This window comes from Variovorax sp. P4_D9, from assembly GCF_056401695.1.
In genome coordinates this window covers 1-6,931 of record NZ_JBFUIU010000484.1, presented here as the reverse complement: position 1 = coordinate 6,931, position 6,931 = coordinate 1, and the positions used below count along the sequence as shown (strand labels likewise).

The following is a 6,931-nucleotide window of genomic DNA, read 5'->3' as shown; positions in this document are numbered from 1 at the left end:
GCGTGATGGCGGCGCCCACGATTTCGCCGTGCTCGCGGATCGGGGTCCGGTTGACGATCCAGTCGCGGCGGGCATAGCGTTGCACCGCGGCGCGCGTTTCGCTGCCTGTGTCCAGGGTGGTCTGGAGCGACAGTTCCGGCGTCAGCAGGTCGAGGCGCTGGCCCAGCAAGGGCCGGCGCGACGTGCCCATCAACTGCTGCATCGGAGGGTTGATCGCGATGATGCAATTGTCGCGGTCCACGGCGAGCACGGCCTCCTGCAGGTTGTGCAGCACGCCATTGAGTTGTTCGTAGCGGCCGGCCTCGAGGCGGGCCACCCGCGCCAGCTCGATGGCATCCTCGAATCCCTTGCGGATGCTGGCCAGCGAATAGGCCAGCAGGCCATGCAGCCCGGCTTCATCTGCCAGTTCGACCACCAGGCTCGATCCCACGATGACTTCGAACCCGTCGCGGCGCAACTGCTCGAACTGCCGGCGGGCGTCGTCCGGTGTCTGGTAGGCGTGCTGCTGGATCTCGATGTTCAGGAGGTCCTTGATCGCATCCAGCTCGGGGATGGTCTGGCCGTAAGTCACCACGCCGACGCGGCTCGAGATGCGGCGGGCCCTGATCAGCGCCTGCAGCAGGTCGAAGCCCCCGAGCTGGATCGTCGCCACCGGCGCTTCCAGCCCCGCCCGCAGGATGCTGGCATTGGAGCCGGCGCTGACGAAGGCGTCGACGGCCCCGCGTTCCACGCGGTCCCGCGCGATCGCCAACGCGCCGCCGAACGTTCCGTCGACCAATTCGATGTCCGCGCGGTCTGCGTATTCCGCCACCACGGGCGCGGCCAGTTCACGGATATGCCGGTACGCCAGGAAGCACAGGCGTGGCAGGCGCGGTCGATGAAAGGAGCGAGTGGCCATGGAAATGTAGCGTTGCAATGAAACGCCAATAGTGTTTCACAGATGTCTCATGAAACATAGTGTCGGCGAGGCGATTCAAATAAATCCATATAAATCAACAAGTTAGGAAGCAGCCCGGGATTGGCATGCCTCCTGCAAAGGAAGGTCGACCACGTTCTTCCGGAGACATCCCCTTGGCGCTCGAACACATCACCGTGCTGGACCTGACCCACATGCTCTCGGGTCCCTACGGCACCATGCTGCTGGCCGACCTGGGCGCGCGCACCATCAAGGTCGAGCCGCCCGGCACCGGCGAGGGCACGCGCCGGCTGCTGGAAAAGGATCCCGACTACGCCCGCGACGGCATGGGCGCCTATTACCTGACGCTCAACCGCAACAAGGAAAGCGTCTGCGTGGACCTCAAGAGCGAAGCCGGCAAGGCAGTGTTCCGTGACCTCGTGCGCCAGGCCGACGTGGTGTTCGACAACTTCAGCGTCGGCGTGACGGCGCGCCTGGGCATCGACCATGCGTCGCTGGCGAAAGTGAATCCGCGCATCATTACCTGTTCGGTCACCGGCTTCGGCCAGACCGGGCCCGAAATCAATCGCCCGGCCTTCGACCAGGTGGTGCAGGCCATGGGCGGCGGCATGTCGATCACCGGCACGCCCGAATCTGGGCCCACGCGCAGCGGCATTCCGATCGGCGACCTGGGCGGCGGCCTGTTCGGCGCCATGGGCGTGCTGGCAGCGCTGGCACAGCGCGAGCATTCCGGCCGCGGCCAGCACGTGGACATCTCGATGCTGGACGTGCAGATCTCGCTGCTCAACTACATGGCGACCATGCACCTGATGTCCGGCCATGTGCCCTCCGGCATCGGCAACGGGCATTTCGTGCACGTGCCGTACAACAGCTATCCCACGGCCGACGGGCACATCATCATCGCGTGCATCGGCGATCCGTTCTTCGAGCGCTTCGTCGAGTTCATCGACCTGCCGCAGCTGCGCAAGCCCGAATATCTCCAGCAGCCCGTGCGCTACGCGGCCAAGGCGGAAATCGATGCGCTGGTCGGCTCCGCGCTCCGGCAGCAGCCGACCGCCTATTGGCTGGAGCGCCTGCAGGTCGCGCGCATCCCCTGCGGCCCGGTGAACAACTTCGAACAGGCGCTCAACGACGTGCAGGTGCGCGCGCGCGACATGGTGGTCGAGGTGCCCCTGAAGACCGGCGAGACCTTGCGCCTGCCGGGCAATCCGATAAAGCTTTCCGGTGCGGTCGCCAGGCCCTTCACCTGCCCGCCCGCGCTGGGCGAGCACACGCAAGGCGTGTTGTCGAGCCTGGCCGGTTATTCGCTGGAACAACTCGAGCAACTGCGGCGCGACGGCGCCATCGCCTAGGACCGCGCGATGGAACGAATCCACATCACCGACGTCGCCCCGCGCGACGGCCTGCAGAACCAGGACGTGCGCGTTCCGACGGCAGCCAAACTGGCGTTGATCCGCCTGTTGGCCGCCGCTGGCGTGCAGAGCGTGGAGGCGACGAGCTTCGTGTCGCCCAAGGCGGTGCCGCAGATGGCCGATGCCGGCGAACTGGTTGGCCAGTTGAACGCCGCGCTCCCGCGGTTGCGCAGCTCGGTGCTGGTGCCCAACCTGAAGGGCCTGGAACGCGCGCATGCGGCCGGCGCACGGGAAATCGCCGTGGTGCTCTCTGCCACCGAAACCATGAACCGCAGGAACATCAACATGGGCCTGGAGCAAGCCACCGAGGTCAGCGTCCAGACCCTGGCCGAGGCCCAGCGCCTTGGCTTGAGCACGCGCGCCTACGTGGCGGTTGCTTTCGACTGCCCGTTCGAGGGTGCGGCGCCTCTCGAGCAGGTGGTGCGCCTCGCTGCGCGCATGCAGGAGGCCGGTGCGGGCGAAATCGTGATCGCCGACACCATCGGATCCGCCGCGCCGGGACAGGTGAAAGAGCGTCTTCGTGCCGTGCGGGAAGCGGTGGCAGTGGAGCGGCTCGCCGTCCACTTCCACGACACGCGCGGCATGGGCGTCGCCAACGCCTGGGCCGCGCTCGAATCAGGCGTGCGCCGCTTCGATGCCAGCGTCGGCGGCATCGGCGGCTGCCCCTTCGCGCCTGGCGCAGCCGGCAACGTAGCCACCGAGGACCTGGTGCTCATGGCTGAACGCAGCGGCCTGACGACGGGCATCGCGCTGGACGGCCTGCTCGACGCTGTCGCCTGCGCGGAATCACTGCTTGGCCGCGCACTGGGCGGCAGGTCCACCGGCTGGCTGCGCCTGCAGCGAGCCAGGCGCGAGGCTGGCGAACCCGCCACCGCGGCTCTCTAGGCGGGGCTTCCCCCGCCCCATCTCTTTCTCCTCCACAACTTCACCAGGAGCTTTCCATGCCACGCATCTTCACCCGCCTCGTCGCCGCAGCACTCGCCGTGCTGGGCACCGCTGCCATCGCTCAGCCCGCCCAGCCGGCCTGGCCGACCAAGCCTGTGCGAATCATCATGCCGTACGCAGCGGGCGGACCGGCCGACGCCATCCTGCGTGCCATGGCGCCGCAGCTCGGCAAGGAATGGGGCCAGCCGCTGGTCATGGACTATCGGCCGGGCGCCAACGAAGCGATCGGCGTCGCCGAGCTGACCCGGTCGGCGAACGACGGCCACACGCTGCTGATTGCCACGGACGCTGCCTACGTCCTCAATCCCTTGCTGCACAGCAAGCTGAACTACGACGCGCAGAAGGACCTGGTGCCGGTGTCCCTGCTGATGAACGCGCCGCTGATCCTGCTGGCGCGCCCGGACTTTCCGGGCAACACGGTGGCCGAGGTGATCGACTACGGCAAACGCAATCCGGGCAAGCTCAGCTACGCGTCCACTGGCCAGGGGGCCTCCAACCACCTGGCGATGGAATGGTTCAATCGCACCTTCGACGTCCAGTCGGTGCACGTCCCGTACAACAGCCTGCCGATCGCGCTGCAGGATCTGTCGACCGGACGCACCGACCTGACCATGGTGGTGACCGGCGGCGCCCGGGCGTTCCTGGAGGGAGGGCGGCTCAAGCCGATCGCCGTCAGCGGCTCCCGCCGCCAGCCGCTGGCACCCAACGTGCCGACTTTCGAGCAGGCTGGCGCCGGCAAGTACCAGGCAGGCATCTTCTTCGGCCTGGCTGCGCCCGTGGGCACGCCCGAGGCGGTGCGCCAGCGCATTGCCGCCGACATGGCGAAGATCTTGCAGACGCCCCAGTTCCAGAAGGACTACCTGTCGATCTACGGCTTCGACGCCGTGGGCAGCACCCCCGCCGAGTTCACCGAGTTCCTGGTCCACGCTCGCGTCGATGCCAAGGCCCGGATGGCGGCCGCCGGCGTCAAGCCCGACTGAACCAGCACCGAGGTATCCAGGATGAGTTCCGCCGAGACATTCGAATTCGATCGCATCCCGATCATCGTCCAGTTCAGCGAGCCGTCGGCGATGGTCGAGACCTACGGGTTCGTCGGCAGCCAGGGTGTCACCTTCCTCGAGGGCCAGCTGCTGAAGCCCCGGGACGTGCCCTCGCGCACGCTCTATCTCTTCATGCACCCCGCCTCGACCCTGCAGCTGATGCCCATGCCCGCGGCCATGGCCGCTACCGGCTGCCATGTGCTGTGCGCGGGCAGCCGCTATGCCAAGAACGACTCGGCCCTCATCATGGAGAAGGTCGCCTTCGACATGGGGGCCTACATCCGCCACGCACGCGAAGTGCTGGGCTACGAGAAGGTGGTGCTGGTCGGCTGGTCAGGCGGCGGCGCGCTGTCCCTGTTCTACCAAGCGCAGGCCGAATCGCCGACCATCACCCACACGCCGGCCGGCGACCCCTATGCCCTCACCCGGGCGAACCTGCCGCGCGCCGACGGCCTCGTCTTCATCGCGGCCCACCTGAGCCGGCCCGAGACGCTGACCGAGTGGATGGACCCTTCGGTCGTCGACGAGCTGGACCCGGACGCGCGGGATCTCGAACTCGACATCCATGACCCCGCCTGTCCCCACCAGCCGCACTACGACGCCGAGTTCGTGGCGCGGTTCCGGTCGGCCCAGCTGGCACGCAACCGGAGGATCAGCGACTGGGCCCTGGAGCTGCTGGAACGCCTGCGAGTGCGGGGCGCCGAGCGCGAGCGTTGCTTCGTCGTGCATCGCACCATGTGCGACGTGCGCTGGCTCGATCCGTCGATCGACCCCAATGGCCGCAAGCCGAACTGGTGCTACCTCGGAGACCCCAGGGTGGTGAACTCGTCGCCGGTGGGACTGGCGCGCTACTCCAGCCTGCGCAGCTGGCTGTCGCAGTGGTCCTACGACCATTCGAACATCAAGGGCCCGGACAATGCGGCCCGCATCCGCTTCACTCCCGTGCTGCAGGTCGAGAACACAGCGGACGACGCCGTCCCGGCGACGCACAACCCGCGCATCCGCGACGCCCTCGCCACGCCCGACAAGACGTTCGCGCGGATCGAAGGCGCCACGCACTACTACCTCGGCCAGCCGCAGAAGTTGCGGGAATGCCTGGCAGTGGTGAGGGGCTGGGCGCAACAAAAGGGGCTGGAGCAGGGCTGAGCCTCCCTAGCGTTTGGCGCCGGCCGGATCCAGTCCCCGCACCAGCGGCAGCAGCAGGTCGATGCGTGGCGAAGGTGTTCCCATCCCGCGTGCGAAAGCCTGCACTTGCCCGAGGATCGCCTCGACTTCCAGGCTCCTGTCGTGTGGAGCCGCGAGAACTTCTCGCGACGCATGCGCTTCTTCTTCAATGCGTACTCGACACTCGCACAAAACTGCGTTGGTTCATCTCGATGGTGCTGTGACTTGTGGTGTCTTCACGCATGCACGGGCCCTGCCCGCCGCGACCTATTGATCAGCGTCTCCCTAGCACCTAGGGAAACAGCGCGGGCACGATGTCGACGAACAGGATCTTGATGATCGTCATACCCGGAAAGATCATCGCGTAACCGATGTCCGGACGGTCCGTGGGCGCGAGCTTGTTCGAGTAGGCCAGGATCGCCGGGTTGCCGTAGGCCCCCGCGACGATGCCCGCCACCTCGTCGTAGGGCATGCGGAAGACGAACAGGCCGAGAATCATGATGGGCAGCACCAGCGCGACCAGCACCAGCGCACCCAGGCCCAGCATCATCAGTCCGTTCTCCGTGACGGTCGCCGCGAACGTCGGCCCCGAGGACATGCCGACCTGCGCGAGGAAGAGCGTGAGCCCCAGGTTGCGAAGCACGAGGTTGGCCGACAGCGGGATGGTCCAGTTCATCCCGCCGGTGCGCCGCTGCTGGCCGAGGATCAGCGCCACGATCAGCACGCCGGACAGGCCGATCGAGAGCTTTCCGATGCCTGGAATCGGAAGCTGGATGGCCCCGACCAGGAAGCCCAGCGCCATGCCCAGCCCGATCGAGATGTAGCTGAACTCCGCCGTGCCCTTGATGGAATCGCCGAAGAACTTGCGAAGCGATTTGAAGTCGCCGCGGTGGGCCAGCATGCCGATGCGGTCGCCGAATTCGAGCATGAGGTCGGGACGCGGCACCATGTTGGCATCGCCGCGCTGCACCTGTGCCACGACGACGGCCCGCTCCCCCGGCATCTTGAGATCGCCGATCGCCCGCCCCACCACGGCCCCGCGCGAGGCGAACACGCGCACGTAGTCGAGATCCGAGCGGTCCTTGAACACGCGGCCGGGGGCCGCTTCGCCGAGGAACTTTCGCGCCAGTTCGATCGCCTCCTTGGTGGAGGCGACCACGAGCACGACATCGTCCTCCGCGACGACGTGGCCCGGCGATGGCGGCTGGTTGTGATGCGCCCTGCGCAGCGCTACGATCTGCACCCCGGCGGGCAGCCCGCTCATGATTTCACCCAGCGTCCTGCCGAAATGCTCCTGGTTGCGCAGAGCGATCTCCAGCAGTTCGAGGCCGGCGACAGCCGTTGCCTCGATCTTCGGCTTGAGGAAAATGAAGGTGAAGTAGAGGAACAGGATCGGCCCAGCCACTCCGAACGGATAGGAGACCGCGCCGCGCCGAAGGAACGACCGAAACTGG

6 protein-coding genes are annotated in these 6,931 nt (G+C 67.0%); 4 read left to right on the top strand and 2 right to left on the bottom strand.

Translation table 11 applies throughout. From position 1 onward, the window contains the following. Window positions 1-898: PrpR N-terminal domain-containing protein (locus tag AC1DY5_RS36100; protein WP_478119290.1), on the bottom strand; the 898-nt coding region annotated here is incomplete at its 3' end. A 173-nt stretch (window positions 899-1,071) separates the two neighbouring features. On the opposite strand from AC1DY5_RS36100, the gene AC1DY5_RS36095 reads away from it, so the two are divergent. Genes AC1DY5_RS36095 through AC1DY5_RS36080 form a run of 4 tightly spaced genes read left to right on the top strand, consistent with a single transcriptional unit; the run spans window position 1,072 to window position 5,459 of the window. After that, complete coding sequence (locus AC1DY5_RS36095) at window positions 1,072-2,268, top strand: CaiB/BaiF CoA transferase family protein (RefSeq protein WP_478119289.1); 1,197 nt, start codon at window positions 1,072-1,074, stop codon at window positions 2,266-2,268. A 9-nt stretch (window positions 2,269-2,277) separates the two neighbouring features. Further along, window positions 2,278-3,213 carry a hydroxymethylglutaryl-CoA lyase gene (locus AC1DY5_RS36090; protein WP_478119288.1) on the top strand — a complete coding sequence of 312 codons (936 nt, stop codon included), beginning with the start codon at window positions 2,278-2,280 and terminating at the stop codon, window positions 3,211-3,213. Between the two features lie 56 nt (window positions 3,214-3,269). After that, complete coding sequence (locus AC1DY5_RS36085; RefSeq protein WP_478119287.1) at window positions 3,270-4,253, top strand: Bug family tripartite tricarboxylate transporter substrate binding protein; 984 nt, start codon at window positions 3,270-3,272, stop codon at window positions 4,251-4,253. Between the two features lie 21 nt (window positions 4,254-4,274). Continuing rightward, window positions 4,275-5,459 carry an alpha/beta hydrolase gene (locus AC1DY5_RS36080; RefSeq protein WP_478119286.1) on the top strand — a complete coding sequence of 395 codons (1,185 nt, stop codon included), beginning with the start codon at window positions 4,275-4,277 and terminating at the stop codon, window positions 5,457-5,459. 310 nt (window positions 5,460-5,769) lie between these two features. On the opposite strand, the gene AC1DY5_RS36075 is transcribed toward AC1DY5_RS36080, so the two are convergent. Next, a partial coding sequence (locus AC1DY5_RS36075; protein WP_478119285.1) for an aspartate-alanine antiporter-like transporter occupies window positions 5,770-6,931 on the bottom strand: 1,162 nt, incomplete at its 5' end.